Origin of the sequence: Pseudomonas sp. NFIX10 (assembly GCF_900111955.1) — a bacterium.
Taxonomy (GTDB): domain Bacteria; phylum Pseudomonadota; class Gammaproteobacteria; order Pseudomonadales; family Pseudomonadaceae; genus Aquipseudomonas; species Aquipseudomonas fluorescens_AA.
Map to the genome: position 1 here is coordinate 36,617 of NZ_FOKH01000041.1, position 26,213 is coordinate 62,829.

Here is a 26,213-nt window from a genome sequence, read left to right on the forward strand (position 1 = left end):
TGATCATGGTGGGCGCCGGCCTGGGTTGGCGCCAACCGATGAACGTCGATGAAGAACGTTTCCTCGGCGTTGCCCTGGAGATGCTGCAGAACGGCTCATGGTTCATTCCCCACCGCGCCGGGGAAATCTACGCCGACAAGCCGCCGTTGTTCATGTGGGCGGTGGCGTCGTTCGTGCAATTGACCCACCTGCCGAAAGTCGCCCTGTACCTGCCCGCGCTGTTGGCCGGCGCCGTTACCACGGCATGCCTGTATGACCTGGGCCGGCGCTTGTGGGGGCGACGCGTGGGGGGGATCGCCGCGCTCTTGTTTCTCGCCACCTACCAGACCTACAGCATCCTGCGCACCGGGCAAATCGATGGTTTTCTTGCACTCTGGACCATCCTCGGGACCTATGGCTTGTGCCGGCATTTGATGCTCGGCCCGGCGTGGCGCTGGTATTACGTGGCCTGCGCGGCGATGGGGCTGGGGGTCATCAGTAAAGGCGTGGGGTTTTTGCCGGTGTTGATGCTGATTCCCTACGCCTATGGGGTGCGTCGAGGCTGGAAAGGCCTGGTGTCCATGCCGGGCGAGGCGGGGGCCTGGTGGCTGGGGCTGGTTGTGGCGCTGGCCGCCATCGCGCTGTGGCTTGGGCCGTTGCTGCTGATCGTGTGGCAGGGCAGCCCCGACAGCCTGGCGTACGCCCAGGAAATCCTGCTGAAGCAGACGGCGGGGCGTTATGCCAACGCCTGGGAGCACCGCGAACCCTTCTGGTATTTCTTCGTCCAGGTGATACCGAAATACTGGCTGCCGATCTTTTTCATGCTGCCATGGCTGGTGCCGGCCTGGCGCAGGCAGTTGCTCAAGCATGAGGGTCGCGTGCTGGTGCTGCTGGGGTGGGTGTTGCTGGTGTTGTTGTTCTTCAGTCTGAGCAGTGGCAAGCGCAAGCTGTATGTCTTCCCCGCGTTGCCGGCCTTGATCCTGCTGGTGGCACCGCTTGTGCCGTGGATGCTGCGACGCTGGTTCAGTCGGCGTCCGAGGGGCAGGGTGGTATTCGCCGGGTTGACGGTGGTGTGGTTGTGCGCCTGGTTTGTGCGCGGCTTCATCGAGCCCCACAGGGAAGGCATCAACCCCCACCAGACCTTGATGCGTGATGTCGCGGGGCTGACTTCAAATGCCGAGTTGGTGCTCGTCGGGTGGCGCGAGGGTCATTGGCTGTTCGCCCAGCAGCCCATCGTGCATTTTGGCTTTCATGACCGCCAATCCCTGGAACGATCCGCCACCTGGCTACGTGGCCACCCGCAGGCCTTTGCCTTGGTGCCCGCGCGGGACCTGGCGCGTTGCTACGACCCGCAAAAGGCGCACCGGGTCGGCGATACCTCGCGGGCCGAATGGTTCCTGGTGGGGCCTGACGCGGACAACCAGCGCTGCCAGTCCCCGGCGCCGGAGAAGGTTTATTCATTTGCCTGGAAGCAGCCCTTGTAGCGGCTGGACTGCCGCTATCGCGAGCAAGCTCGCTCCCACAGGGGATGTGAGGTGGGTCTCGATTCCCTGAGCGCCACCCCCCCATGTGGGAGCGAGCTTGCTCGCGAAGACGGCCTGACTGGCAACACATCCCTCGAACCATGGCCAAACCAGTCAAGCAACTTGATGGCTTTGACCATTGCCGCCACCGCCCTTCGGCGCGAGTATTTACCTGCTCTTCACGGTTCCCCCAACCAATAAAAAGTACAGAGGGATTCTGGTCATGCGCGATTATTCGTCCGCCACGTCACAGTTCGATTACCTGCAAACCGTCAACGCCGCGCTGCACGGCTCGCTCGAGGCGCTCAATGCCTGTGTCGAGTGTTGCGACCGGCATGCGTTGCCGGGTCGTATCGCCTTGTTCTGGGAGGGCCGTGACGGCAGCGAAGCCACCTGGACTTACTGTGACCTGCAGGACAACGCCGCGCGGTTCGCCAATTTCCTGCGGGCCCAAGGCGTCGGCAAGGGCGACAAGGTGGCCGGCCTGCTGCCGCGCACCGCGGAACTCTTGATCGTCGTACTCGCCACCTGGCGTATCGGGGCGGTGTATCAACCGCTGTTCACCGCGTTCGGGCCCAAGGCCATCGAGCACCGCCTCGGCAGCTCGGGCGCGCGGATCGTCGTGACCGACGCCGTCAACCGTCCCAAGCTCAATGAAGTCGCCGGTTGCCCCACCATCGTCACGGTCGGCGGCGAAAAGGGCCAGGGCATCGTGCGGGGCGACTACAGTTTCTGGGCCGAAGTGGCGAACCAGTCCAGCCAGTGCGAACCGCTGATGCTCACCGGCGAAGATCCGTTCCTGCTGATGTTCACCTCCGGCACCACGGGGCCCGCCAAGGCGCTGTCGGTGCCGCTCAAGGCCATCGTGGCGTTCCAGAGCTACACCCGTGACGCGGTGGACCTGCGCCCTGAAGACGCCTTCTGGAACGTCGCCGACCCGGGTTGGGCCTACGGCATTTATTTTGGCGTGACCGGGCCGCTGGCCATGGGGCATCCGATCACCTTCTACGATGGCCCGTTCACCTTGGAAAGCACCTGCCGGGTCATCAACAAGTACGGCATCACCAACCTGACCGGCTCGCCCACGGCCTATCGCCTGTTGATCGCCGGGGGCGAGCAGTTTGCCCGCTCGATCAAGGGCAAGCTGCGCATCGTCAGCAGTGCCGGCGAGCCATTGAACCCAGAGGTGATCCGCTGGTTCGCCGACAACTTGAACGTGGTGATCCACGACCATTACGGCCAGACCGAACTGGGCATGGTGCTGTGCAACCACCACGGGCTGGAACACCCGGTGCACCTGGGGGCGGCCGGTTTCGCCTCGCCGGGCCACCGGATCGTGGTGTTGGATGAAGAGCAACGCGAACTGGGCGTGGGCCAGCCGGGCATTCTCGCGGTGGACCGCAGCCAGTCGCCCATGTGCTGGTTCGCCGGTTACGAAGGTGCGCCGACCAAGGCCTTCGTTGGCGACTACTACTTGAGCGGCGACACCGTGGAGCTGAATCCGGATGGCAGCATCAGCTTCGTCGGTCGCAGCGACGACGTGATTACCACCTCCGGCTACCGGGTCGGTCCGTTCGACGTGGAAAGCGCGCTGATCGAACACCCGGCCGTGGTGGAGGCGGCGGTGATCGGCAAGCCTGATCCGGAGCGCACCGAGTTGGTGAAGGCCTTCGTGGTGCTCAGCCCCCAATATCGCGCCTCACCGGAGCTGACCGAGGAATTGCGCCTGCATGTGCGCAAGCGCCTGGCGGCTCATGCCTATCCCCGTGAAATCGAATTTGTCAGCGACTTGCCGAAAACCCCAAGTGGCAAGTTGCAGCGCTTTATCTTGCGCAACCAGGAAATCGCCAAGGCCCAAGAAGCCGCGGCGCAGAACGTTTCAGCTTGACCCCAAGGAAACCATGATGCAGATCGACAACAAGATTTTCCTCGTCAGCGGCGGCGCTTCCGGCCTCGGCGCGGCCACCGCTGAAATGCTGGTCAAGGCCGGCGCCAAGGTGATGCTGGTGGACCTTAACGCCGACGCCGTGGCCGCCCAGGCGCAAAAGCTGGGTTGCCAGAGCGTGGTGGCCGATATCAGCAACGAAGCGGCGGCTGACGCGGCGGTCAAGGCCACGGTCACGGCGTTCGGCGGCCTGAATGGCCTGGTGAATTGCGCCGGTATCGTGCGCGGCGAAAAAATCCTCGGCAAGAACGGCCCCCACGGGCTGGACAGTTTCAGCCAGGTGATCAACGTCAACCTGATCGGCAGCTTCAACTTGCTGCGCCTGGCGGCTGCTGCCATCGCCGAAACCGAGGCCAACGCCGACGGCGAACGTGGCGTGATCATCAATACCGCTTCGGTAGCGGCCTTCGACGGCCAGATCGGCCAGGCCGCCTACGCGGCCTCCAAAGGCGCCATCGCCAGCCTCACGTTGCCGGCCGCCCGTGAGCTGGCGCGCTTCGGTATCCGGGTGATGACCATTGCCCCGGGGATTTTCGAAACCCCGATGATGGCCGGCATGACGCCCGAGGTGCGTGATTCCCTGGCCGCCGGCGTGCCGTTTCCGCCGCGCCTTGGGAAACCTTCCGAGTACGCGGCGCTGGTCAGGCATATCATTGAGAACAGCATGCTCAACGGCGAGGTGATCCGTCTCGACGGTGCCTTGCGTATGGCAGCCAAATAAGTAAGGAGGATTCATGATGTCCAACGATCCTATTGTCATCGTCAGTGCCGTCCGCACCCCCATGGGCGGTTTCCAGGGCGAACTGAAAAGCCTCACCGCGCCGCAACTCGGTGCCGCCGCCATCAAGGCCGCCGTGGAGCGGGCCGGTATCGCGCCGGGTGCGGTTGAAGAAGTGCTGTTCGGTTGCGTGCTCGCCGCTGGCCTGGGCCAGGCACCGGCACGTCAGGCCGCGCTGGGGGCCGGGCTCGACAAGTCGACCCGTTGCACCACCCTCAACAAGATGTGCGGTTCGGGCATGGAAGCGGCGATCCTGGCCCATGACATGCTCATCGCCGGCAGCGCCGAGGTGGTGGTGGCCGGCGGCATGGAGAGCATGTCCAACGCCCCGTACCTGCTGGATCGCGCCCGCGGCGGTTACCGCATGGGCCATGGCCGGGTGCTTGACCACATGTTCCTCGATGGCCTGGAAGACGCCTACGACAAAGGTCGGCTGATGGGCACCTTCGCCGAAGATTGCGCCGAGGCCAATGGCCTGAGTCGCGAGGCCCAGGACGCCTTCGCCATTGCATCCACCACCCGCGCCCAGCAGGCGATCAAGGACGGCCGTTTCGACGCCGAGATCGTGCCGTTGCAGGTCATGGCGGGCAAGGAACAAGTGACCATTCGCCACGACGAGCAGCCACCCAAAGCGCGGATCGACAAGATCGCCTCGCTCAAACCGGCGTTCCGCGAGGGCGGCACGGTGACGGCGGCCAACTCCAGCTCCATTTCCGATGGCGCCGCTGCCCTGGTGCTGATGCGCCAGAGCCAAGCAGTCCAACGTGGCCTCAAGCCGCTGGCGGTGATCCACGGTCATGCAGCGTTCGCCGATACCCCGAGCCTGTTTCCCACCGCGCCGATTGGTGCCGTGAAGAAACTGATGCAAAAGACCGGTTGGACGCTGGACCAAGTCGACCTGTTCGAAGTCAACGAAGCCTTCGCCGTGGTAGGGCTGGTGACCATGCACAAGTTGGAAATCGCCCATGACAAGGTCAACGTTCACGGCGGCGCCTGTGCGCTGGGCCACCCGATTGGCGCGTCTGGCGCGCGGATCCTGGTGACCCTGCTGTCGGCCTTGCGCCAGAAGGGCTTGAAGCGCGGCGTTGCGGCCATTTGCATCGGCGGCGGCGAAGCCACGGCCATGGCCGTTGAATGCCTGTATTAAGGAACCACCATGCTCCCGACTGAAGAACAGACCCAGATCCGCGACATGGCCCGGCAGTTCGCCCAGGACCGCCTGAAACCGTTCGCCGCCGAATGGGACCGCGAGCACCGTTTCCCCCGGGAAGCCATCGCTGAAATGGCCGAGCTGGGCTTTTTCGGCATGCTGGTGCCGGAACAGTGGGGCGGCTGCGACACCGGTTACCTGGCCTATGCGATGACCCTGGAGGAAATCGCCGCTGGCGACGGCGCCTGCTCGACCATCATGAGCGTGCACAACTCGGTGGGCTGCGTGCCGATCCTCAAGTTCGGCAACGAAGAGCAGAAGGCGACATTCCTCGCGCCCCTGGCCAGCGGCGCCATGCTCGGCGCGTTTGCCCTGACCGAGCCCCAGGCCGGTTCGGACGCCAGCAGCCTGAAGACGCGGGCGCGCTTGGAGGGTGATCATTACGTGCTCAACGGTTGTAAGCAGTTCATCACCTCGGGGCAGAACGCCGGGGTGGTCATTGTGTTTGCGGTGACTGATCCGAGCGCCGGCAAGCGTGGCATCAGTGCGTTCATCGTGCCGACCGATTCGCCGGGCTACAGTGTGGCGCGGGTCGAAGACAAACTCGGCCAGCATGCGTCCGACACCTGTCAGATCCTCTTTGAAGAGGTGAAGGTGCCGGTGGGCAATCGCTTGGGCGAGGAGGGTGAGGGCTACAAGATCGCCCTGGCGAACCTGGAAGGCGGACGGGTGGGCATCGCGGCGCAAGCGGTGGGCATGGCCCGGGCCGCGTTCGAAGCGGCCCGGGACTATGCCCGGGAGCGCTCCAGTTTCGGCAAGCCGATCATCGAGCACCAGGCCGTGGCGTTCCGCCTGGCCGACATGGCGACCCAGATCGCCGTCGCCCGACAAATGGTGCACTACGCCGCCGCCCTGCGGGACAGTGGCCAGCCGGCTTTGGTGGAGGCGTCCATGGCCAAGTTGTTCGCTTCGGAAATGGCCGAGAAGGTCTGCTCTATGGCGTTGCAGACCCTGGGCGGTTACGGTTACCTCAACGACTTCCCGCTGGAACGCATCTACCGCGACGTGCGGGTCTGCCAGATCTACGAAGGCACCAGCGACATTCAGCGCATGGTCATTTCGCGCAATCTTTGAACAGGAGTCCTGCATGAGCTACGAAACGATTTTATTGGAGATCAAGGACCGCGTCGGCCTGATCACCCTCAACCGTCCCCAGGCCTTGAACGCCTTGAATGCGCAGATCGTCAGCGAACTGAACCAGGCCCTGGACAGCCTGGAGGCGGATCCGAAGATCGGCTGCATCGTGCTGACGGGCTCGAAAAAAGCCTTCGCCGCCGGTGCCGACATCAAGGAAATGGCCGAGCTAACCTACCCGCAGATCTATCTGGACGACCTGTTCAGCGACAGTGACCGTGTGGCCAACCGTCGCAAGCCGATCATCGCGGCGGTGAACGGTTTTGCCTTGGGCGGTGGTTGCGAACTGGCGTTGATGTGCGACTTCATCCTGGCCGGCGACAATGCCAAGTTCGGCCAACCGGAAATCAACCTCGGCGTGCTGCCGGGCATGGGCGGCACCCAGCGCCTGACTCGGGCGGTGGGCAAGGCCAAGGCCATGGAAATGTGCCTGACCGGGCGCTTTATCGACGCGGTAGAAGCCGAGCGCTGCGGCATCGTCGCGCGGATCGTGCCGGCCGATGAACTGCTGGACGATGCGCTGAAAACCGCAGCGTTGATCGCCTCCAAGTCGGTGCCCATCAGCATGATGGTCAAGGAAAGCGTCAACCGCGCGTTTGAAGTCAGCCTGTCCGAAGGTGTACGTTTCGAGCGCCGGGTATTCCACGCCGCGTTTGCGACGCAGGATCAGAAGGAAGGCATGGCGGCATTCGTGGCCAAGCGCGCGGCGGAGTTCCAGGACAAATAAGGTGCGTTCCGACTGACGCCATCGCGAGCAAGCTCGCTCCCACAATGGATTTGCGGTGTACACCATCAAACCCTGTGGGAGCGGGCTTGCCCGCGAAGACGCCGGCACATCCAGATAGAAGTAACAGACCCACCGCTTTCGCGAGCAAGCTCGCTCCCACACTGGATCTCAGGTGCACGCAGCATTTGCATATGCCACCGCCCCCTGTGGGAGCGGGCTTGCCCGCGAAGACGCCGGCACATTCAGCATGGAAGTGACTGACCCACCGCTTTCGCGAGCAAGCCCGCTCCCACACTGGATCTCAAGTGTACGCAGCATTTGCGTACACCACTGGACCTTGTGGGAGCGAGCCTGCTCGCGATGCTTTTCCTGCTGTCACACCAGGTAGTGCTTGAGTTCCCGAGCGATGACCATCCGCTGTATCTCGCTCGATCCTTCGTAGATCTGGGTGATCCGCGCATCGCGGTAATAGCGTTCTACCGGGTAGTCCTCGAGGTACCCGTACCCACCGTGAATCTGTATGGCCGAGGAGCAGACCTTCTCGGCCATTTCCGAGGCAAACAGCTTGGCCTGGGAGGCTTCCGACAGGCATGGCTTGCCGGCGCTGCGCAGGCGGGCGGCGTGGAGGATGAGCAGGCGGGTGGCGTTGATGCGGGTGTGCATGTCGGCCAGCAGGTTGGCGATGCTCTGGTGTTCGATGATCGGCTTGTCGAACTGGACGCGATCGCGCGCGTAGGCCAGCGCCGCTTCGAACGCCGCGCGAGCGATGCCCAAGGCTTGCGCCGCGATGCCGATGCGACCGCCTTCCAGGTTGGACAGCGCGATGGCCAAGCCTTTGCCTCGCGCGCCCAGCAGGTTGGCCTCGGGGATGGTGCAGTTGCTCAAGGTGACCGCGCAGGTGTCCGAAGCGCGGATGCCCATCTTGTGTTCGGTACGATCGACGATGAACCCGGGTGTATCCGTGGGCACCAGGAACGCCGAAATGCCTTTTTTGCCCAGCTCCGGGTCCGTCACGGCAAACACGATGGCCAGTTTCGCCCGCTTGCCGTTGCTGACGAACTGCTTGGCGCCGTTGATCACCCACTGGCCATCGCGCAGTTCGGCGCGGGTGCGCAGGTTGTGGGCTTCGGAACCGGCCTGGGGTTCGGTCAGGCAGAAGCAGCCAATGGCCTGACCGCTGGCGAGCTCGGCCAGCCAGGTCTGTTTCTGTTCAACGGTGCCAAAATTCAGGACCGGCCCGCAACCCACCGAGTTGTGGATGCTCATCAGCGCCCCGGTGGCACCGTCGCCCGCGGAGATTTCCTCCACCGCCAGGGCATAGGCCACGTAATCGACGTAGGTGCCGCCCCATTCTTCCGGTACCGCCATCCCCAGCAGGCCCAGTTCACCCATCTTCGCCACCAGGCCGTCGTCAATCCAGCCGGCCTTTTCCCACGCTTGGGCATGGGGGGCGATTTCACCACGGGCGAAGTCCCGGGCCATGTCGCGGATCATCACTTGTTCTTCGGTCAATTCGAGGTCGTGCATGGCTCAGTTCCCGTGGTCGTCGAAGCCGTCGAAGAAACTCGCCACATGGTCGGCGTCCAGCGCCTCCAGGGTCGGCGGGTTCCAGCGCGGATTTTTGTCTTTGTCGATCAGCAAGGCGCGCACGCCTTCGATCAGGTCACCGCGTTCGAACCATTGCCGGTCCAGGTGCAGTTCCAGGGCAAAACAGTCTTCCAGGCTCAAATGCCGACCGCGCCGCAGCATTTCCAGGGTCACGGCCATGGCCAGGGGCGAGCGACTGTCCAGCACGTCGGCGGTCTTCAGCGCCCATTCGTGGCTGTTGGCGACAGAGACCTGGCGCAACTGCTCGACCATGCTTGGTACATCGGGCAGGGCAAAAAAATGGTCAATGGCCGGCCGCAAATCGGCCAGGGGGGGCGCAGGGAGTTGTTGCTGGCCGAGTTTGGCCAGCAGGCTTTGCAGGTCCTTGAGCGGCGTGTCGTGCCATTCCAGCCGATCGAGGCGCTCGTCGAGCTGTTTGAGTCTGCGGCTGTCGAGATACCAGTCGGCCAACCCACAGTACAGCGCGTCGGCGGCACGGATCTGTACGCCGCTGACCCCCAGGTAGATCCCCAACTCACCGGGAATGCGCGGCAGGAAATAACTGCCGCCCACGTCCGGGAAATAACCGATGGCGACTTCCGGCATGCCCAGGCGACTGCGTTCAGTCACGATCCGCAGGTCGGCGCCTTGCACCAGGCCCATGCCGCCGCCCAGTACGAAGCCATCCATCAAGGCGAGGATCGGTTTGCGGTAATGGTGGATCGTCAGGTCGAGGGCGTATTCCTCGACGAAGAAATCTTCATGCAGGGTGTCGCCCTGCTGGTGGCTGTCGTACAGCGAGCGGATATCACCGCCGGAGCAGAAGGCTTTGTCGCCCGCGCCACGCAGTACCACCGCGCGAATGTGTGGGTCGAGTGCCCAAGTATCGAGTTGTTGCTGCAAGCTGCGCACCATGCCCAAGGTGAGGGCATTCAGGCCGGCGGGGCGGTTCAGGGTCAAATGGCCAATGTGATTGCGAACGTCGACCAGCACCTCGTGGGCCACGGTTTCCATGGTTTCCGCAGCTTGGGATGAAACCTGAGCTGTCATCGCTAACTCCCTGCTTTTATTGTTTTTTACGAATGGTGTCGCGCGTACCCGTTCAGGATCGTACCAGTGCAAATTTGCCTTGCACAACCGGGATACGTGCAGGTCCTGTCTGCATATTTATAGCAGTCACAGGCTCAACCGCGACCGGAAAGGACCTGCGCGATGCTGCGGCGCCTGGCGTTTCGCTCGCTGGCATGGATCAGTTGTTCAAGATCTTCCGGGGTGACGTCGAAGAAGGCCTCCATTTCCGCCAGGGCCAATTTCAGGTCTTCGGCGGTGATGGCCTGGCGGTCGACGGGAGGATGGTCAGACGGTATGACGGCCACCGGTTCGCTGGCGCGCTTGGGATAGCGCACCCGCGTCAGGTTGTTGTAGGCCAGCGCAAAGGCGAGCAACCCGGAGCCGGCCAACATGGCCGCGCCGACCGCCTGCCAGTCCAGGGCGACGATGGACGGATCCGCCAGCACCAAGGTCGCCGCCAGGGCGCCTGCCGGTGGGTGCAGGCAACGCAGCCAGCACATCAATACCAGCGCCATGCCGGCCGCCAGGCAGGCGCTGCCCAGCGTCCGCCCCAATACATGGGCCACCAGCAGTGCCACGACCGATGCACAGAGGTAACCGCCGACAATCGACCAGGGCTGGGCGAGGGCGCCTGAGGACACGGCAAACAACAGCACGGCCGACGCGCCGAGGGGGCCGATCAGGTGTTGCGCCACCTCAAGGCCAAAGACCTGCCCACATAGCCAGACACTGAACATCGTTCCCAGGGCCATGCCGATGGCGGCGCGGCTCCATTCGGTGGGGCACGTATTGATAGCAGCGGGAAACCAGCGAGAAAGCATTAAGCGAGAATCCAAAAAACGAACAAAAAAGGGGCTTACGGGATAATCCCAGAAAGCCCTTTAAATGTTCCAACAGTTGGGGGAGGAACGCTGCACAGTGTGCCGGTCACAACCCTTGCTTACAAATTCATATTAATGCTGGTTGAGTGCATTAATTTTGAGGTAACGGTCAGGCTCAAGCGCTTCTCGAGGCAGGGAACCACGTTTGCTGGGCGATGGGCAGGTTGCATGACTGGCCACGGCCCATCGGAAAATAGGTAAAGCCCTTGTCGGCCATGCGTTCCGGGTCGAACAGGTTGCGACCGTCGAAAATCACCGGAGCCTTGAGCCGCTGTCGGATCAGCTCGAAGTCCGGCGCCTTGAAGGGCTGCCATTCGGTGCAGATGACCAGCGCGTCGGCTCCCGGCAACACCGATTCCGGCGTGCCCATCAGCATGAGTCGGGTTTCGTCGGGATAGAGCAGTTGCGTCTGCTGCATCGCCTCGGGGTCAAAGGCGCGGACACTGGCTCCCGCAGCCCAGAGCGACTCCAGCAGGGTGCGGCTCGGCGCATCGCGCATGTCGTCGGTGTTGGGTTTGAAGGCCAGGCCCCACAGTGCGAAGGTCTTGCCGCGCAGATCGCCCTGGTAGAACGCGTTGATCCGCTCGAACAGCTTGTGTTTCTGTCGACCGTTGATGGCTTCCACCGCCTGCAGCAGGTCACTGGAACAGTGCGCCTGCTTGGCGGTGTGGATCAGGGCGCGCATGTCCTTGGGAAAGCACGAGCCGCCGTAGCCGCATCCCGGATAGATGAAGTGGTAGCCGATGCGCGAGTCGGCGCCGATGCCCAGGCGCACGGACTCGATGTCGGCCCCCAGGTGTTCGGCCAGTTCGGCGATCTGGTTGATAAAGCTGATCTTGGTCGCCAGCATGCCGTTGGCGGCGTACTTGGTCAGCTCGGCGCTGCGCAGGTCCATGAACAGGACCCGGTCGTGGTTGCGGTTGAACGGTGCGTACAGGTCGCGCATGGTTTCGCGCACTTCATCGCGCTCGCAGCCGATCACGATGCGATCCGGACGCCGGCAATCGGCGACGGCCGAGCCTTCCTTGAGGAATTCGGGGTTGGAGACGATATCGAACTGCAGCAAGCGACTGGCCTTGAGCAGGCATTTGTCGATGTGCGCCCGCAGCACGTCACCGGTGCCCACCGGCACGGTGGACTTCTCAACCACAATAAGCGGTTGCTCGCGATAACGGGCGACGGCCTCGCCAACGGCCAGCACCTGGCTCAGGTCGGCACTGCCATCGTCCCGGGAGGGCGTACCCACCGCGATAAACAGCACTTGGCCGTGTTGCACGGCAAGCTGTTCGTCGCAGGTGAAGTGCAAACGCCCGGCCTCCAGCCCTTCGCGCACCAGCGCGGCCAGGCCGGGCTCGAAAATACTCACCTGGCCTTGCCGAAGGCTGTCGACCTTGCGCTCGTCGATGTCCATGCACACCACGTCATGGCCCACCTCGGCCAACACAGCGGCTTGCACCAGCCCTACGTAACCACTTCCGAATACACTGATCTTCATGGCGGATTCCCTGGATCATTCCGAGCGAGCGACATGCACAACCAGCGTTCGCCGCAGTGCGCTTGGTTCAGAATAAGTCGGGGATGTTGCAGTTCGCTGACAGGCGCGGCCCCTGGGGCCTCAACTGAAGGTGGCCTGGATCAATCGGCGGATGGTCCGAGTGGCTGGCGATGAAACACTTGGCCCTTTAAAGAAACGTCTCACGCACCTATCGGAATCTGCTTATTTCCTCTTGGGTCTCTCGTTCAACACAATCGTGGCAATTGCACGCTCTCTGCTAAATCAGTACTTCGATCATTTTGTGGCCAAGTCCAGGAGGAGCGCGCTGGTGGGTGATTCTCAAATGCTTCCCCAAGGTGATCATGACGCATGAATAGACGCGATTTCTTTCAAGGCATGGGTGCCACGCTGGCTTTAGCATCAGCGGCCCCTCAGGCTATAGGCGTGACGGTTCCACGGGGCGAACCCACACATCGCGGTGTTGCCAGTCGAGGAAGCGTTTCACTTGCTCCCATCGACGCCCGTGTGGACCGTATTACCGAGATCTATACGTGCCTCAGGCCATTCCGATTGACCGGGCCACGGATTGAAACACAGCAATTGGGCAATAAACTGATCGTGCACAACTATGGCCACGGTGGCAGCGGCTGGTCTTTGTCCTGGGGATCGAGCCGGATTGCACTCCAGCTTCTGCAAAAAAAAGCCAGGAACACTAGGCGCCTGGGCGTAATCGGCTGCGGTCCAATAGGCCTTACCTCTGCCATTCTCGCTCAGCGTGCCGGTTTGCCGGTTACCCTCTATGCAAAAGAGATTCCGCCTCAGGTAGCGTCCATGGGCGCGACGGGGCATTGGTCACCGGACTCCCAGTTCTGCGTTGCAGCCTTTGCTTCCAGATGGTGCCGTCGCTGGATTGAAATGGCGGACTTCTCCTACAAGATGTATCAAGACCTGCTGGGGCTGCCCGGCGATCCAGTGCAATGGTATTACGGTTACAAGTTAAGCAACTCGTCATTCGACGTTGCGGCGCCCCGCGGAGAACCGGAATTCGCGAAATTCAACAATCCCAACCGCCGTTATCAGCCGATACAGATGGACCTTGCGCCCGATGAGCATCCGTTTTCATACCCTTATGTTCGCCGGTGGCAAAACCTGTTGTTCAACATCAATAGCTACGCCCGCCTGTTGTTGTCGGACTTCCTGGCAGCGGGAGGGAAGATTCATATCCGCCATTTTGAAAGCGCGGAGGAGCTGTTGAGCCTGCCCGAGAAAACAATCATCAACGCTACGGGCTACGGCGCAAAGACACTGTTCAACGATCCGGAGATTGTCGCGATTCGTGGGCAAACGGCACGGCTCGTTCAGCAACCGGAAATCAAGTATGCAATCCGAGCTCAGGACTTTCTCTTCATTCCTCGACGAGACGGCCTGGTCGTGCAGTACATCGATCGGGCAGGAAGCTATAACAATGAGGATGACAGCCCTGACTTTCAGGAAGCGTCTGATGCCGTCGAACAGCTGGCTGCCGTCATGGCGGGATTGCGCTACTGAACCTCAAATCGCATCCAGTCGGTAGGCCGCAGGCAATTGCGCGACGAACTCGCCAACCACTTCCCGGGTCAGGCTGACGATGTCTTCCACCCGCTCCATTCCGGCGCCGGTCCGCCAACTGGCGACGATGTCCATGACTGATGGCAGCGGCACGCCGTCCACCAAGGTCAATGTACCCTGGGCCAGTTCGCCGACCACCAGCGCTGCGGGCATGGCGCCGATGCCAAAGCCGTCGCGAACCAGGCGGGTGATGGCCGAGGCCGAGTTCACGCAGTTGATGCGTGGCGAGACGATGTTGGCCGAATGCAGCAGGTTGAGGATGTCCTGGTGGGGGCGTGAGTTGCGTGAAAATGTCACGATGCGTTCCTGGGACAGATCTTCCAGTGACTCATAGGCTCGGTCATAGGCGGAGCCGGTGCGCACCACCCAGTGCATCGGGTAACGGGCCAGCAACGCATTGCGCACGCTGTCCAGGCGCAGGATGTCGGTCTGGAAAATGATGTCCTGGTAGCCTTTTTCCAGCTGTGAGCAAAGGTTGCTCGCGGTGTCGGCCGACAGTTCGATTTCCAGCGCCGGGTAGCATTCCATCAGGCGTGTCACCAAGGGACTGAGCCAGGTGTGGATCACCGTGTCCATCGCGCCGATGCGGATCCGGCCGCGCACCTGGCGCGGATCCTTGATCACGGCCTTCATGCTTTGCAGGGTGTCCATGATGCGCTCGGCGTATTCCAGCACGCGCTGGCCTTCGGAGGTCAGCGACACTCCTTTGGAGTCACGCACGAACAGGCGCACGCCCATTTCGTCTTCCAGGGCGGCGATCCGGCTGGAAATGGAGGCCTGGGTGGTGAACAGCTTTTCCGCGGTGAGGCGAAAGCTCTTCAGGCGGGCCACCCAGACGAAGGTTTCGAGAAACTTGATGTTCACTGGGGGCGATTCCTTGGAACAGTCATGCAAGAGTCCTGAAAGCGCGGGGGGCCGGGCTGGTCAGAGATCCGCCACGTAGTGGATCACGTCCTGAAGCGCGCCTGAGTCCGGCGCGTTATCAATCATCGCCTCGGGCCGGCACCATGGATAGTCCAACGTCGATACCCAGGCCATGATCATCGGCAAATTGGTCGCCGGCAGGGTCTTCATGTGTTCGATGGTGATGGTCAATCGCTCGACCCGTTGCGACCGCGAATCGAACCGCCAGTCGTACAGGCCACAACCGACACGCGCCTCGCCGCTGTTCTTGTCTGACATCGCCACCAGCCATTTGCACTGGAACGCTTCGGCGTTTGCCGGCGGAGGGGCGGCGAGGCAGAACGTGTAGACGTTTTCGAAGGTCTGGCCGAAGCGACGGACCAGCACATCGCCAATGGCGGCACGGCCTTCAACGTGGTCGGGAAACGTGATGGCGCCGGTGTGCACGACCATGTCCAGAATAGCCGTCGCTGTAAAGGCCTGGTCCAGCAGGTGCGGGCGGTTGCCGTCCTTGGCTCGGATGTACTGTTGAATCGAGAACTGAGCAGTATTCATCGTGTATCCCTTCAAGTTGAAAAGCAGCCTGGTTCGAGGCCTACAACTCACTGTTCAATAAGTCCGTCACCAGCATGCAGCCCGGGGCGTGGGTAATGCACAGCGGTGGACGCGAGGCCTGGACCACCGATTGAGGCGTCACGCCGCAGGCCCAGAATACTGGGATCTCATCCGCTTCCACCGGTACGGCATCGCCGTAGTCCGGCGTATCCAGGGATTGAATGCCGATCAGCGATGGATCGCCGATGTGCACCGGGGCGCCATGAACATTGGGCATGCGCCCGGTAATCTGGATCGCCTGGATGGCCGCGGCGGCTTTCATCGGCCGCATGCTCACCACCATCTTGCCAGACAGGCGAGCGGTGGGTCGCGTGTCGATGTTGGTCTGGAACATCGCGACATTGCGCCCCAGTTCAATGTGCCGCAAACGAATGCCGGCCTCCAGCAAGGGTTGTTCGAAGGAGAACGAGCAACCGAGGGCGAAGGCCACCAGATCGTCCTGCCACAGGTGTTCGATGTCCACCGGCGATTCGCTCAACTCGCCGTGGCGATAGACCCGGTATTGAGGCACTTCATGACGGATATCGATGGCGGCGCCCAGGTTGCGGAAGAACGGATCCCCTGGCTCGGTCACGTCAAGCACCGGGCAGGCCTGGCGGTTGAGGGTGCAGTAGCGCAGGAATTCATTGGCCCAGTCGCCGGGCAGAATCACGATATTGGCTTGCACGCGACCCTGGCCCAGGCCGCTGGTATGGCCCTGGTACTGGCCGGCGGCGATGCTTTGGCGCAGGACGAGAGGCGTGCATTGCTGCAGTTGTTCGAAGGACGTCATCACGGGGCTCCAAGTGTTCGTTCGCTACTTTGAGAACACCGTGGTGAGGACGTCCAACAAGGAATATTGGTACCCCGCGACAACTAAAAGTTATTCAAGCGGCACCTGGCTGTTCAGACCGGGGGCGGCCACCATGCGTAACGGCCCGACATCGACGGCGTACTGGCTGACCACCTGGCGGCTCATCTGGACGATGTTCTCGATCAACTCCAGGCCGACGCCAGCGCGCCAGGACGCAACCACGTCCAGTTGGGGCAGGGCGGTACCGGGTTCGAGCTGGATCAATTCGCCGCTGGCCAGGGGCTTGGCCACCAGTGCGGCCGGCAAGGCGCCGATGCCGAAACCGTCACGAATCAGCCGGGTCATGGCCGAGACCGAATTGACGCAACTGACCCGGGGCGCACTCACGCCATGGACGTACAGCAGGTTGAGCACGTCCTGATGCGGTCGCGAATGCTTGACGAAGGTGATGATGCGCTCGCTGGCCATCTCCACCAACGACCCATAGGGTCGGGCATAGATCGACTGGCTAGCGGCGATCCAGTGCATGGGGTAGTGCCCCAGTTCCAGATTGCGCACGCTTTCGTGGCGCACCAGATCGGTCTGGAACACGATGTCCAAGTAGCCTTTCTGCAATTGCTCACAGAGGTTGCGTGCGGCATCGGCGGTGATTTCGATTTCCACGGCGGGGAAGGCCTGCATCAGCATCGACATCAATGGGCTGAGCCAGGTATGGATCACCGTATCCATCACGCCGATGCGCACCAGGCCTTGCTGCGGGCTGCTGGTGTCCAGTGATTGCTTCAACGCCCGTTGGACGTCGAGCATCTGTTGGGCGTAGTCGAGCACCTTGAGACCTTCGGGTGTCAGCGAGACCCCGCGCGAATCCCGCACGAACAGGCGCAGGCCCAGTTCCTCTTCCAGCGAAGCGATCCGGCTGGAGATCGCCGCCTGGGTGCTGAACATCTTCTCGGCGGTGAGGCTGAAGCTTTGCAGCCGGGCGACCCAGACGAAGGTTTCGAGGAATTTGAGGTTCATGAAGGCTCTCTGGGGGGCGTTTGGTTCTTATGATTGCAATTGTTACTCCAGATCGGGCCATCGGATGCATCAAATTTTCTTATGCCCGATCCGGCTTTTTTCCCGTTTGACGCTGCGCGGATCCGGCACCAAGAATCCGCTCCACGACGCAGCCCCACCGCGCCGACACCCCCATGACAACAATAACGAGGCGTGCGCACAGCCCCTGGTGGGTTCGCTCGCGCCCATAAAAGGAGCGCGCCATGCAACATGCCACATTCCCTCGATGGACCTGCACCTCGGCGGGCACCTTGCTCGGCCTGAGCCTGATCGGCGTGCCGTGCGCCCAGGCTGACTTCATCGCCGACAGCAAAGGCAGCCTGGAGGCCCGCAACTTCTACTTCAACCGCGACTTTCGCCAGGAAGGGGCGCGGGACAAGGCCGAGGAATGGGCCCAGGGCTTCCTGCTGCGGATGGAATCGGGATACACCGCCGGAACCGTGGGTTTCGGCCTCGATGCCTTGGGCATGGCCGGTTTCAAGCTGGACTCCGGCGGCGGCACGGCTGGCACCAATCTGTTGCCGGCGGATTTGTCTGGCGGCTCCCAGGACCATTATGGCGAATGGGGCCTGACCGCCAAGGTGCGCCTGTCCAATAGCACCTTGAAACTGGGGACGTTGCAGATCAAGGACCCGGCGGTGAGTTCCAACGACACGCGCCTGTTACCGGGAACGTTCAAGGGTGGGCTACTGAGCGTGCAGGAAATCGATCGCTTGAAGCTGACCGCTGGGCAACTCACGCAGATCAACTTTGTCGACTCCACCGACTACCAAGACATGATCGCCAACCGCATCGGTGGCAGCAGTGACCAGTTCCGGTTCGCCGGGGCGGACTATCAGTTCCTGCCGAACCTCACGGCGCAATACCGCTATAGCCAGTTGCAAGACATCTACCAGCAAAACTACCTCGGGTTCGTCCACACCCTGGACCTGGGCGCAGGCCAGTCATTCAAGAGTGACGTGCGTTATTCCCGCAGCGCCGAAGACGGCAGCTTCCGCGATCTCGACAACCAGGCCTTCGGCGCCTTGTTCACCTACAGCCTGGCGGGCCATGCCCTGGGCCTTGGCTACCAGCGCATGAGCGGTGACGATCCGTTCCCCTACATCGGCCGCAGCGACCCGTACCTGGTCAACTTCGTGCAGATCGGCGACTTCGCCAATATCGACGAGCGTTCCTGGCAAGCGCGTTATGACTACAACTTCGCGGCCATTGGCGTGCCCGGGCTGACCTTCATGACTCGATACATCACTGGCGACAACGTCCAGCGCAGCGCCGCGGGCGAAGGCAAGGAATGGGAGCGCAACACGGACATTGCCTATGTGGTGCAAGACGGCACGTTGAAGGGGCTGGGCTTGAAATGGCGCACCGCGACGGTGCGCTCGAATTTCGGCAATGACCTTGATGAAAATCGGCTGATCGTCAGCTATACGATGGCGCTGTGGTAAAGATATTCCGGTAATACCGAAGGGGGGACGGTCGAGTCGCTAACGCCATGACGGGGATTGCTCGGCCACCAGAAGCAATGATTGCGGCACCGGGCTTTGCGGGTGCTGCGGCTCCTGCAGGCCCACCAGTCGAAAACCCGCCATGTCCAAGGCATTGAGCCAGCTGGACAAGGTGCGGAAGTACCACGGCATCGGCTGCCATTGGCCTTTGAACCCATCGAAGGTCTCTTCTCGCCAGCCGTCCTGATAATTGCCCGCCGCCACGGTCCAGGGGTGCAACGTCTGGATCACCAGTGCACCGCCAGGGCTGAGTAGGGCGTTCATGGCGGCGAGCAGCGGGATGATGTCCTGATGCAACAGGGCGAAGTTGGCGCAGATCAGTTCGTAGCCGCTGCCGACGTCCACCTTCGCCTCTACCAGGGCTTCATAGCTTGCCAAATGCACCGGCGAAGATCCCGACGCCCGGGCCGCCTCGACCAACGTCCCGTCGCCATCCACACCCACCGCCTCGACACCCTGTTCAGCCAGCGCCCGCAACAACCAACCTTCGCCGCAGCCCAGATCCAGCACTCGCTCGGGCTGACGGCTCAGTACCGCCAGCAGCATGGCCTGGTCGGTGACCGTCTGACGGCTTTCGATGGCACCGGTGCGGATGGCGTCGATCCAGGCTTGGGCATTGTGGTGCCAGCTTTGGAGGAGGGTGGTTTCGGAGAGCGACATCGATCCAGCTCCGGCAATAGGTCGACTAAGCATAGGACAACGGCTGGCGCAGGGGCCTCGTAGCTCAAAGCGGTCGGTCAAGAAACAACAGGCGCGCCGCCAGCGCTGCCATGACCCCGGCAAAACCATAGGTGCCCAGGCGTCTTGAAATCCCACCGCTTGCCAGTTTTGCCCTGAGCTGGGCGGCGCAAACACCCAGCAATGTATGGAAGAGCAGTGCAATCAGTGCCAGCAAGGCTCCGAGGAAGATCAACTGCAGGCTCACGCCGCCGGCCTTGAGGTTGACGAACTGGGGCAGGAACACCATGAAGAACAGCAGCGCCTTGGGATTCAAGAGGCTGTTGAGGGTGCCTCGGCAGAAGATTTTCCACAGCGAAGCCGCCTGGAGCTGGCTATCCTGCGTCGCTGCCGGCGTTTTGAGTGCTTGCCAGGCCAGCCACAGCAGATAACCGGCCCCGGCCAGGCGTAGCACGTCGAACGCTGGCGCCCAGCTCATGACCAGCGCGCCAATGCCAGCGCTGACCATCAGCGTCATCAGCACGTCCGAGAAGGCGATGCCGAGGGCGGCCGCGACGCCGGCACGCCAGCCGTGGGCCAACGCATGGCTGGTGACAAAGGCCATGTTGGGCCCCGGAACGATCAGCAAAAGCACGACAGCGACCACGAACAGGTAGAGATTGGCGGTATCCGGCATGGGGATCACTCCGAGGGATGAGCCTCGACAGTAAGCGAAGGGCGAGGAGTGCGTCAGTTACAGTCCGGGCTTATCTGATAGCAACAGTGATACTGCGGATCAGTAAAGCGAATGCCTCAATGACCTCGTCTTCGCCATGCCGCCCCCGTACCAACGCGCCAGACAGGGCTTCTCCCGCGCCAACCAGGCCAATGCAGCATCGCTCAAGTTCGTCCGCTGACCACGTCGTATGAGGTTCGAGCACAGACATGAACATCTGTACGCAGTTATCCAGAAGCTCCTGGAACACCGCCGCCTTCTCCTCGCTGCCGGCCAGGGCTGCACCCACGGCATGGAATTCGTCGGTGTTATCCGCCGCGCACTGAATGTAGGCGCTGGCCAGGACTTGGGCCGTCTCCTCCAGGCTCCGCGCAGTCTTGGACATGGCATCACGGAACGCGGTGACCCGCTCGGTATCGATCCACTTGTAGAGCTCGATCAACAGGCCCGAGCGAGTGCCGAAATGATCGTAGACCACCGGTTTGGACACGCCGGCGCGGACGGCCAGATGCCCCAAGGTCAAGCGATCCGCGTCTTCCTCGCGCACGATCAATAACGCGGTATCCAGCAGCTGGCGCCGCCGTTCGGCTTTCGAAAGCCGGCGGGGAGGAGAACTGATAGCGCTTTGCTCAGTGTTTTTCTGCACGTTTTCGTTCCTGGTCGTAAAAAACCTACCAATGGTAGGTTGAAGTGCGTGATGTTGTGTTAGCTTACCTACTGAAAGTAGGTATAACCAGAGACAAGGAGAACACACCATGTCAATTGATCCTATCTTGCTAATGGGCGGTTCTGGCGCCATTGGCCACCACACCGCCCGGGCGCTGCGCGCCGCTCATCCCGACGTACCCCTGTTGATCGGTGGTCGCGACCTTGCCAAGGCTCAGCGCGCCGCGGAGCACATTGGCGGGGCGCAGGGCCTGGTGATTGACTCTGCCGCCGACGATCTGGGCCTCGGCGATCACCCGCTCAGCGCCGTCGTGGTCTTTTACATGGACCACGCCCTTGCCGGGTTGCGGTTTGCGCAAAAGCGCGGCGTGCCGCACCTCAGCATTTCCTCCGGTGTTTTCGAGATCGCGCCGGAAATCGCGACATACATGCACAGGCCTGACGCCTCGCCCATTGTCCTGGGTTACGAATGGATGGCTGGCGCGACAACAGTGTCGACGCTGAGCATTGCCCGGGCATTCAGCCGAGTCCACGATATTCGTATCAACGCGCTGGTCGATGAGCAGGACACCGGCGGCCCGACCGTCGCCACCGACTTTGAACACCTGAACAAAATGCTGCCCGCCGCGCTGACTCGCCGAGACGGTGTCTTCGTCTGGCGCGAAGGGGAGGAGTCCAAGGCAAGTTTCCGCGCGGTGGATGGTACGCAAATCGAGGCTGGGGGCTTCTCGTCCATTGATGTCGTTGGCCTGGCGGCGGCGACGGGCGCACCGAATGTCCAGTTCAACATGGCCACCGCGGTAAGCTCAAGCCGACGCCAAGGTAGGCCGATGTCTACCGAGATCATCATCGAACTGGTTGGCGATGACCTCAAGGGCGAACCGCTGCATACACGTCATGCGGTCATCCATCCGGCAGGCGCTGCGCCCTTGACCGGTCTCAGCGTCGCTATGACCCTGGAACGGCTGCTCGGGTTGGACGGCCAGCCACCGACTCCGCCAGGGCTTTATTTCCCTTATCAACTGTTGGACGCCAGCGCGTATCTGGAACGCCTGAAGGAGGAGGGCGGTGAGCTACGCAAGCTGCCGGAGTAATGACCTGCGCAGTCCCGAGCCAGGCGGCCCGCGGTGGCTAGCGTTCAAGCAGCTCCCGAACCCGCTTGGCAATGGCAAGGCAAGAGGTCAACCCGGGCGACTCGATCCCGAACAGATTGATCAATCCCGGAACGTTGTGCAGCCGTTCACTGCTGATGAGAAAGTCGCTGGCAGGTTCACCAGGTGCGGAAATTTTCGGGCGAATGCCGCTGTACCCGGGTTGCAAACTGTTGTCCGGTAAACCGGGCCAATAGCTGCGAATCGCTGAATAGAAGGCATTGGCCCGCGATGGATCGACCCGATAGTCCTCGACCTCGACCCATTCGGTGTCCGGGCCGAAACGCGCTTGGCCGCCCAGGTCCAAAGTCATGTGAACCCCGAGGCCGGCGGCCTCCGGCGCGGGGTAGATGAGATGTGTGAAGGGCGCGCGCGGTGACCTGGGCGTTGGTCAGGGGCGAGTGGAACGCGATGGTGGTGCCCGCCGCTTCGGCATCGCCCTGCAGCGCCAACATCAACCCATGTGAATCGACGATGCCGGTCGAAGGCGAATACAACGCGGCGATGCATTCAAGCGCAGGTTCCAGCGCGAGGGCTTGCTCACGATCGAGCAGGCGTAGATCCTCCACGCCATTCACCCGTCCTCGCTCGAGCAAGACTTCCAGTTGGCGAACTTGCGCTTCATCCTTGGCGACGATCAGCTTTCCAGTTTTACGTGTGCTGACGCCATGGCTATCGCAGTAGGCATAAAGTGCAGGCCTGCCCTCGACGCACAACCTGGCTTTAAGGCTGCCGGGCGGGTAGTAGATCCCGGCATGGATCACCTCCGAGTTACGCGAGCTTGTGCCGATACCAATCGCTTCTCCGGCTTCAATCACCAGCACTTCATGACCTGCCAGGGCCATTCCGCGCGCGACGGCAAGACCGACGACACCCGCACCCACGACTACGCAATCGATATCGACACTCACCGTCACGGCTCCTTTCTCTGTGCTTATTCCTTACGCAACAGCACCCTGGTCACTCGACGCTCTTCAACCTCCATCACGGTCATGCTCCATCCTTGGCAACTGAGCGTGTCGCCAATGATCGGCAAGCGATCCAACAGGCTCATCACCAAACCAGCCAGCGTCTCGTAATCCTCTGTCGCTTTCGCCTGGAAGTCGATGTGTTCGCGGACCTGACTGAGATTCAGGGCGCCGCTGACCAGGAAACCGTCTTGCTGGGGCACGATATTCGGGCCTTCGATTTCACTGGCGTCCGGCAGTTCACCTGCAATGGATTCCAGGATGTCAGTCATGGTGAGGAGGCCGACGAAGTCGCCGAACTCGTTCACGACGAACGCGATGTGGGTCGACTCTTTACGCATTTGCTCCAGGGCATTGAGGATCGTGAAGCTGTCGAGCAGGTTGATGGCTTTGCGCGCCATGACTTCCAGGTTCGGCTGATTGCCCGCCAGTATTTCCTTGAGCAGTTCTTTCTTATGGACAAAGCCTAGCGGCTCATCCACGCGCCCTTCGCGGATCAACGGCAGGCGCGAATAAGAAGAGTGCATCAGCGCCGTACGGATGTCTTGCGGAGCGTCTGCCAAGTCGAGGTGGTCAATTTGCGCCCGAGGCGTCATTACGCTGCGTATCGGGCGCTCGGCCAATTGCAGCACGCCACTGATCATGACCCGTTCGCGCCGATGGAAAACCTGCTCCGGTTCATCGCCTTCCAGCATATCGGCGATTTCCTCGCCGACTTCATCGGGCCCCAGCTTCTGACCGCCCAGCAGGCGCAACACCGCATGGGCGGTACGCTCGCGCATCGGCCGAAGACCTTGCAGGCTTTTCTTGCGACGCGAGCGCGCCAACTGGTTGAACAGCTCGATCAGGATCGAGAAACCAATCGCGGCGTACAAGTAGCCTTTCGGGATGTGGAAGCCCAGGCCTTCAGCCGTGAGGCTGAAGCCGATCATCATCAGGAAGCCCAAGCACAGCATGATGACGGTAGGGTGGCCGTTGACGAATTTTGTCAGCGGCTTGCTCGCGATCATCATCAAGCCGATCGAGAACATCACCGCGATCATCATGACCGACAGGTGCTCCACCATCCCCACGGCCGTGATCACCGCATCCAGGGAAAAGACCGCGTCCAGCACCACAATCTGCGCAACGATAGGCCAGAACATCGCATAGGCGGCATTGCCGGAACGTTGCGTCACGTGGCCCTCGAGTCGCTCATGCAACTCCATGGTTGCCTTGAACAACAGGAACACACCACCGAATAGCATGATCAAATCCCGGCCCGAGAACGTCTTGCCGAACACCTCGAACAGCGGGTTGGTCAACGTCACCATCCAGGAGATGCTGGCGAGGAGGCCAAGGCGCATCAGCAACGCTAGGGACAGGCCGATGATGCGGGCACGGTCGCGCTGCTCGGGTGGAAGTTTGTCGGCCAGGATGGCGATGAATACCAGGTTATCGATGCCGAGCACCAGCTCCAGCACGATCAACGTCAGCAGGCCTAGCCATGCCGTGGGGTCAACGATCCATTCCATGGATTATTCGCTCCCTCGGACGATCAATGCGAGGGAAGGGGGCTGCAACGAGCGTATGCAGGCCGCTGGGGCGCAGGAGAGAAAACGGTTCTTTGAAAGACGACTGGGAGGTTCCTGGAGGGTGTTCATACAGACCTGGAAATGATCGGGGAAGAAATCCTACAACGGTTTCCAATACTTCATACCAGACGATTTATTACAGGATCTGACAAGGGGAGATTGATGAGCACGGTGCGTCGACATGTCCCCTTGGAGACATAGGCAGTTTACGCGGTGCATTCGAAGATAACGTTCGGGGAGTTTGCCCTGCACGAGATATCGGAGGATCACCGCGTGGACAGAACGACGACAAAAGCGCCGATGACGGCGACGGCGGCAGCCAATCCATCAGGAATCAGCTACCAGAGTGTGGAAAACGGTTACTTTGAACAGCGTCGTCTGCAGCGTCACGCAGGATTCTTCACTCTGCTGATTCTCGGTGTCGGTGCAGTGGTGGCGGGGCAGTATTCCGGTTGGAACCTTGGCTTGGCTCAAGGCTTCGGTGGCATGTTTTTGGCCTTGCTGATCATTTCCGTCATGTACCTGTTTCTTTGCTCGTCAATCGGCGAAATGGCGGCTGCGCTGCCGCATACCGGCGGTGCCTATTCTTTTGCGCGCACGACAATGGGCCCGTGGGGGGATTCAGTACGGGGCTTGCGGAGAACATCGAATTCATCCTGGCTCCTGCGGGGAATATGTTTTTCATGGGGGCCTACCTGACTGCAATTTTCGGCACCGGCCCTGAATGGCAACCTGTCTGGTGGGTGGTCGGTTATGCCTGCATGCTGGTGCTTTCGAACCGGGGTTTGGGGGTGTCGATGCGCGCGGTCGTGCTCATTACCATCGCGGCGGTATCCGTGCTGGTCGTGTTCTTTATTACGGCTTACCCGCATATGGATTTTACCGGCAATGCCCTGAACCTTGCCGTCGACACCACAGGCAAGCCGGTCGAAGTGCAGGGCGGTAACGGGCCATGGCTGCCATTCGGACTAACCGGGGTCATGCTTGCATTGCCGTTTGCCGTCTACATGTTTCTGGCCATTGAGCAATTGCCACTGACTGCCGAGGAGTCGCATAACCCGACCCGGCATTTGCCGCTGGCATTGGTCTGGGGCACCGTGATTCTTGCGGTATTGGCATTGGGCGTGTTGTTTTTCAGCGCATCGATCGGCGGCGGCAGCTTCTTCATGAGTACGTCTTCGGAACCGTTGCTTGATGGCTTCCGGGAAATTTTCGGGCATACCGCAAGCAAGCTGTTGTCAGCGGTGGCAGTGCTGGGGTTGGCGGCGTCGTTCCTGGCCGGCAGCTTTGCCGCAGGACGCAATATCTACTCGCTGTCGCGTGCCGGTTACTTGGGGAGTGTCAGGTTTTTTGTGTGCGGGCCGGTAACGGCCTGCCGTTAGGCAGACCTTCATTTACCACGTCGGCCTGATGAACCGGTCCCCGTACAGGATCGCGAATTGATTCATGGCACTTTTCCAGTCGTGGGCCGCACTGCCCCAGTTCGCCGTGATATTGCGCAAGCCCAGCCAGATTAATTTGATTGCAGCGTCATCGGTTGGGAAGTGTCCTCTCGTTTTAATGATCTTGCGCAGTTGAGCGTTGATGCTTTCGATTGCATTGGTCGTGTAGATCACTTTTCGAATGGCCGGTGGGAAAACAAAAAATGGGA

At 61.5% G+C, this 26,213-nt stretch carries 22 protein-coding genes and 2 pseudogenes; 10 read left to right on the forward strand and 14 right to left on the reverse strand.

Annotated elements, in window-relative coordinates:
* Positions 1–5 precede the first annotated feature (5 nt).
* From BM321_RS27025 to BM321_RS27050, 6 genes are all read left to right on the forward strand, one after another.
* A complete protein-coding gene (locus BM321_RS27025) occupies positions 6–1,463 on the forward strand; it encodes an ArnT family glycosyltransferase (RefSeq protein WP_256573506.1) in 1,458 nt (485 codons plus the stop codon).
* 262 nt (positions 1,464–1,725) lie between these two features.
* Positions 1,726–3,390 (forward strand): AMP-binding protein, encoded by a 1,665-nt coding sequence (locus tag BM321_RS27030; protein ID WP_092445942.1) that lies wholly within the window; start codon positions 1,726–1,728, stop codon positions 3,388–3,390.
* 16 nt (positions 3,391–3,406) lie between these two features.
* Complete coding sequence (locus BM321_RS27035; RefSeq protein ID WP_092445944.1) at positions 3,407–4,168, forward strand: SDR family NAD(P)-dependent oxidoreductase; 762 nt, start codon at positions 3,407–3,409, stop codon at positions 4,166–4,168.
* A 13-nt stretch (positions 4,169–4,181) separates the two neighbouring features.
* Entirely contained in the window at positions 4,182–5,372 is a 1,191-nt protein-coding gene (locus BM321_RS27040) for an acetyl-CoA C-acyltransferase (RefSeq protein ID WP_175534979.1), read from the forward strand.
* Between the two features lie 9 nt (positions 5,373–5,381).
* Positions 5,382–6,509 carry an acyl-CoA dehydrogenase gene (locus tag BM321_RS27045; protein WP_092445946.1) on the forward strand — a complete coding sequence of 376 codons (1,128 nt, stop codon included), beginning with the start codon at positions 5,382–5,384 and terminating at the stop codon, positions 6,507–6,509.
* Between the two features lie 13 nt (positions 6,510–6,522).
* On the forward strand, positions 6,523–7,296 hold the full coding sequence (locus BM321_RS27050; RefSeq protein ID WP_024617255.1) for an enoyl-CoA hydratase: 774 nt from the start codon (positions 6,523–6,525) through the stop codon (positions 7,294–7,296).
* A gap of 375 nt (positions 7,297–7,671) precedes the next feature.
* On the opposite strand, the gene BM321_RS27055 is transcribed toward BM321_RS27050, so the two are convergent.
* The 4 genes from BM321_RS27055 to BM321_RS27070 all read right to left on the reverse strand — a co-directional run bounded on the left by BM321_RS27055 (position 7,672) and on the right by BM321_RS27070 (position 12,330).
* A complete protein-coding gene (locus BM321_RS27055; RefSeq protein WP_092445948.1) occupies positions 7,672–8,823 on the reverse strand; it encodes an acyl-CoA dehydrogenase family protein in 1,152 nt (383 codons plus the stop codon).
* A gap of 3 nt (positions 8,824–8,826) precedes the next feature.
* Positions 8,827–9,933 carry an enoyl-CoA hydratase/isomerase family protein gene (locus BM321_RS27060; protein ID WP_092445951.1) on the reverse strand — a complete coding sequence of 369 codons (1,107 nt, stop codon included), beginning with the start codon at positions 9,931–9,933 and terminating at the stop codon, positions 8,827–8,829.
* A gap of 134 nt (positions 9,934–10,067) precedes the next feature.
* Positions 10,068–10,775, reverse strand: a complete 708-nt coding sequence (locus tag BM321_RS27065; protein WP_092445953.1) for an HPP family protein — start codon at positions 10,773–10,775, stop codon at positions 10,068–10,070.
* Positions 10,776–10,950: 175 nt separating this feature from the next.
* On the reverse strand, positions 10,951–12,330 hold the full coding sequence (locus BM321_RS27070) for a UDP-glucose dehydrogenase family protein (RefSeq protein WP_092445955.1): 1,380 nt from the start codon (positions 12,328–12,330) through the stop codon (positions 10,951–10,953).
* Between the two features lie 369 nt (positions 12,331–12,699).
* Here BM321_RS27070 and BM321_RS27080 point away from each other — a divergent pair, with 369 nt between their 5' ends.
* Positions 12,700–13,878: an FAD-dependent oxidoreductase gene (locus BM321_RS27080; RefSeq protein ID WP_092445959.1), complete on the forward strand. Its 1,179-nt coding sequence runs from the start codon at positions 12,700–12,702 to the stop codon at positions 13,876–13,878.
* 3 nt (positions 13,879–13,881) lie between these two features.
* Here BM321_RS27080 and BM321_RS27085 read toward each other — a convergent pair whose 3' ends face one another.
* The 4 genes from BM321_RS27085 to BM321_RS27100 form a co-directional block, all read right to left on the reverse strand.
* Complete coding sequence (locus tag BM321_RS27085; protein ID WP_092445961.1) at positions 13,882–14,802, reverse strand: LysR family transcriptional regulator; 921 nt, start codon at positions 14,800–14,802, stop codon at positions 13,882–13,884.
* A gap of 60 nt (positions 14,803–14,862) precedes the next feature.
* Positions 14,863–15,396: a hypothetical protein gene (locus BM321_RS27090; RefSeq protein WP_092445963.1), complete on the reverse strand. Its 534-nt coding sequence runs from the start codon at positions 15,394–15,396 to the stop codon at positions 14,863–14,865.
* A gap of 40 nt (positions 15,397–15,436) precedes the next feature.
* On the reverse strand, positions 15,437–16,228 hold the full coding sequence (locus BM321_RS27095; RefSeq protein WP_092445964.1) for a putative hydro-lyase: 792 nt from the start codon (positions 16,226–16,228) through the stop codon (positions 15,437–15,439).
* A gap of 90 nt (positions 16,229–16,318) precedes the next feature.
* A complete protein-coding gene (locus tag BM321_RS27100; RefSeq protein WP_092445966.1) occupies positions 16,319–17,266 on the reverse strand; it encodes a LysR family transcriptional regulator in 948 nt (315 codons plus the stop codon).
* A 242-nt stretch (positions 17,267–17,508) separates the two neighbouring features.
* Here BM321_RS27100 and BM321_RS27105 point away from each other — a divergent pair, with 242 nt between their 5' ends.
* The gene (locus BM321_RS27105) at positions 17,509–18,750 is read left to right on the forward strand and encodes an OprD family porin (RefSeq protein WP_092445967.1); all 1,242 of its coding nucleotides are present in this window, start codon (positions 17,509–17,511) and stop codon (positions 18,748–18,750) included.
* A 39-nt stretch (positions 18,751–18,789) separates the two neighbouring features.
* Here BM321_RS27105 and BM321_RS27110 read toward each other — a convergent pair whose 3' ends face one another.
* The 3 genes from BM321_RS27110 to BM321_RS27120 all read right to left on the reverse strand — a co-directional run bounded on the left by BM321_RS27110 (position 18,790) and on the right by BM321_RS27120 (position 20,849).
* Entirely contained in the window at positions 18,790–19,470 is a 681-nt protein-coding gene (locus tag BM321_RS27110; protein WP_092445969.1) for a class I SAM-dependent methyltransferase, read from the reverse strand.
* A gap of 64 nt (positions 19,471–19,534) precedes the next feature.
* Positions 19,535–20,164 (reverse strand): LysE family translocator, encoded by a 630-nt coding sequence (locus BM321_RS27115; RefSeq protein WP_092445971.1) that lies wholly within the window; start codon positions 20,162–20,164, stop codon positions 19,535–19,537.
* 70 nt (positions 20,165–20,234) lie between these two features.
* Positions 20,235–20,849 (reverse strand): TetR/AcrR family transcriptional regulator, encoded by a 615-nt coding sequence (locus tag BM321_RS27120; protein ID WP_175534980.1) that lies wholly within the window; start codon positions 20,847–20,849, stop codon positions 20,235–20,237.
* A gap of 109 nt (positions 20,850–20,958) precedes the next feature.
* Between BM321_RS27120 and BM321_RS27125 the strand changes: the two genes are divergently transcribed.
* Positions 20,959–21,963, forward strand: a complete 1,005-nt coding sequence (locus BM321_RS27125; RefSeq protein WP_092445972.1) for an NAD(P)-dependent oxidoreductase — start codon at positions 20,959–20,961, stop codon at positions 21,961–21,963.
* A gap of 37 nt (positions 21,964–22,000) precedes the next feature.
* On the opposite strand, the pseudogene BM321_RS27130 reads toward BM321_RS27125, so the two are convergent.
* Both BM321_RS27130 and BM321_RS27135 read right to left on the reverse strand, forming a co-directional pair.
* Positions 22,001–22,931, reverse strand: a pseudogene (locus tag BM321_RS27130) (NAD(P)/FAD-dependent oxidoreductase).
* A 23-nt stretch (positions 22,932–22,954) separates the two neighbouring features.
* A complete protein-coding gene (locus tag BM321_RS27135; RefSeq protein ID WP_092445974.1) occupies positions 22,955–24,502 on the reverse strand; it encodes a TerC family protein in 1,548 nt (515 codons plus the stop codon).
* Between the two features lie 546 nt (positions 24,503–25,048).
* Between BM321_RS27135 and BM321_RS27140 the strand changes: the two are divergent.
* A pseudogene (locus tag BM321_RS27140) lies at positions 25,049–25,944 on the forward strand (amino acid permease).
* 12 nt (positions 25,945–25,956) lie between these two features.
* Here BM321_RS27140 and BM321_RS27145 read toward each other — a convergent pair.
* A partial coding sequence (locus BM321_RS27145) for a transposase (RefSeq protein WP_139236210.1) occupies positions 25,957–26,213 on the reverse strand: 257 nt, incomplete at its 5' end.